General features: G+C 68.8%; 1 protein-coding gene, 1 rRNA gene and 1 pseudogene. 2 read left to right on the plus strand and 1 reads right to left on the minus strand.

The window, feature by feature from the left end; translation table 11 throughout:
- Positions 1–16 precede the first annotated feature (16 nt).
- Together rrf and ACTJK8_RS02390 are read left to right on the plus strand one after the other, a co-directional pair.
- Positions 17–132 (plus strand): 5S ribosomal RNA (rrf, locus tag ACTJK8_RS02385).
- Positions 133–568: 436 nt separating this feature from the next.
- Complete coding sequence (locus tag ACTJK8_RS02390; RefSeq protein WP_440761572.1) at positions 569–1,060, plus strand: sigma factor; 492 nt, start codon at positions 569–571, stop codon at positions 1,058–1,060.
- A gap of 182 nt (positions 1,061–1,242) precedes the next feature.
- On the opposite strand, the pseudogene ACTJK8_RS02395 reads toward ACTJK8_RS02390, so the two are convergent.
- A pseudogene (locus ACTJK8_RS02395) lies at positions 1,243–2,139 on the minus strand (hypothetical protein); the annotation flags it as partial.

The following is a 2,139-nucleotide window of genomic DNA, read 5'->3' on the forward strand; positions in this document are numbered from 1 at the left end:
AATTGCGTTGCGCCGGTCTGGTGGCCTGAGCGGCGTGCCCAGAACCCGATCCCATCTCGAACTCGGCCGTTAAACACGCCAGCGCCCATGGTACTGTGTCTCAAGACACGGGAGAGTCGGTCGCCGCCAGACCCGCACAACGCAGTCCACCAACATTCCCTCACCACGATCACCGATCCGGCCCCCGGACACCGCGCCCGCTCACGCACAGGCGCCGCTTTCCACCGGAACGCTCCACCTCTCAACCTGAGTTCGCGCAGAGGAAACGCCGCTGCCGACCGGAGATCGCGCGCTGGATCGGCCGTGATCGCATGTCGATACTTCTGGAAATGACGTGCACCCGCGAAAGCGGCTTCGATGCAGCGCGGTGCGCCGGCTGATCCTGGACTTCAGCGACGTCCGCGCGCTCTTCGACGACACGTCCCGGCTCCTCGGCCGATCGTCGGTCGCCCTGCCCTGGGCCGACGACCGCGCTCAAGCCGCGGGCATGGCCTTGAGGCCTGTACAGCAAACCTCTATTATGATGCTGCTGTACTGGTCCTCTGGTCAGTGCGGGACCGAGCATCGCATGCCGTACCATCCAGATACGCCGTCACGGTCGGGCGCCGGCAAGGTACCTGGATCGCCGCGCCTCGAGGTTGATGGCCGCCCAGTTCGCCCACCCACGGCGACCGGCCCCGCAAAGACCCACCCGCGTGGTCGGCCTGTGTGGGATCTCGACGCGGCAGCTGACCCGGACTCGCCGTTCGATCCGGACTGGTTCCGAGGGGAGCTCGTGCGATTGCTGCCCCACTTGAGGCGATTTGCAGGATCGATGACGAAGGCCGCAGATCGAACTGAGGACTTGGTCCAAGAGACACTGCTCAGATCCTGGCTGGCTCAGGACCGCTTCCCTCCTGGCGGCGATCTCCGAGCGTGGACATTCGCGATCATGCGAAGCAGCTTCTACTCGGCGAGACGCGGCGTCATCGATGGGCCCGGCATCGTCGACGCTTCATCCGGTAGGCCATGCGTGAACTCCGTGTTGCCGATCCGCAAAGGCCGCCGACCGGGAGTTTGATCGCGACGGCGCTCCTGGCTGAACCTTCGTGTGAGCGGCCATCCTCTTTCCCGGCTGGAAACCGCGTCGTGCGCGTGGATGGCTGATCGCGCCGCTATCGGCGTGATGCGCGACGAAGTCGGTCCTCGAAACGATCGCGCGGTCATGAGATTCCGCGGCGTTCGTCGGACCTCGCTCTCTCATCAGGAGTGGATGTCGAGGTGGTGCGCGTCGACGCCATGATCCGCGATCCCGATCAGGCCGACGTCTCCGTGGTGGCCGCTGTCGGCCGGTGCGTGGCTCGGTCCGGCCGACGGGCCGGGTCTGTTGTCGGACGCGAAGACGAGGTCACCGTTCGGGTCGACGCTTGCTGTCGGTCGCGAGCTGTGACCTCCGCCGCGGGGCGGGGCGATCTGCTCGGCAGGCGGTGCTTGGTCACGGCTCATCTCGGCCGAGATCCCCGACTCCTGGCGGGCGATCGGCGGGTTCGGAGTCACTTGAGGACCGACGTTCACGGCTCCACCGGCATGGTCGTGCGCTGCATCGTTCGGATCGCCGAGATGCCGTGGACCGGACGCCGCGTCGACCGTTCGGCCTGCCGTGTTGCTCGACGGGATCCCTGTGTCGGTGCCGGTCGCCGCGCTCGGTTCGGCCACATTCTGCGGAGGCGGTCCGTTCTCCTGGGGATGCCCGGATGCCTCGGCGCCTCGACCGGGCCCTGCGTCGGTCTGAGCGTGCCCGGGATCGGCGGCGCTCGGCTGCGCCGGCGCGTCGTCTGACGGCGGGGCACGGTTCGCGTCGGTAGCCGCGGCGTGGCCGCCAACATCCCGCGCTCGCGCTTCCGTATCCTGGAGATGCTCCGACACCTCGGCGCTTCGTCCCGGTTCGGCGGCCTGCCCGTGCGCGGGATCGGCAGCGCTCGCCTGCGCCTGCGCGTGAGCTGACGGCGTGGCCGGGTCGGGGTTGCTCGCCGTGACCGGACCGCCGGCATCCTGCGCGTGCGGTCCGGTGTCCTGACCATGTCCGGGCGCCCCGGCGCTCCGCCCGGGTTCGGCGGCTTGCCCGTGCGCGGGATCGGCAGCGCCCGCCTGCGCCTGCGC

Origin of the sequence: Methylobacterium sp. 22177 (genome assembly GCF_052045615.1) — a bacterium.
GTDB classification, from domain to species: domain Bacteria; phylum Pseudomonadota; class Alphaproteobacteria; order Rhizobiales; family Beijerinckiaceae; genus Methylobacterium; species Methylobacterium radiotolerans.

Bases quoted from the DNA above. Each gene is read 5' to 3' on its own strand.
- ACTJK8_RS02390 (WP_440761572.1), top strand. From the start codon at position 569: ATGCCGTACCATCCAGATACGCCGTCACGGTCGGGCGCCGGCAAGGTA.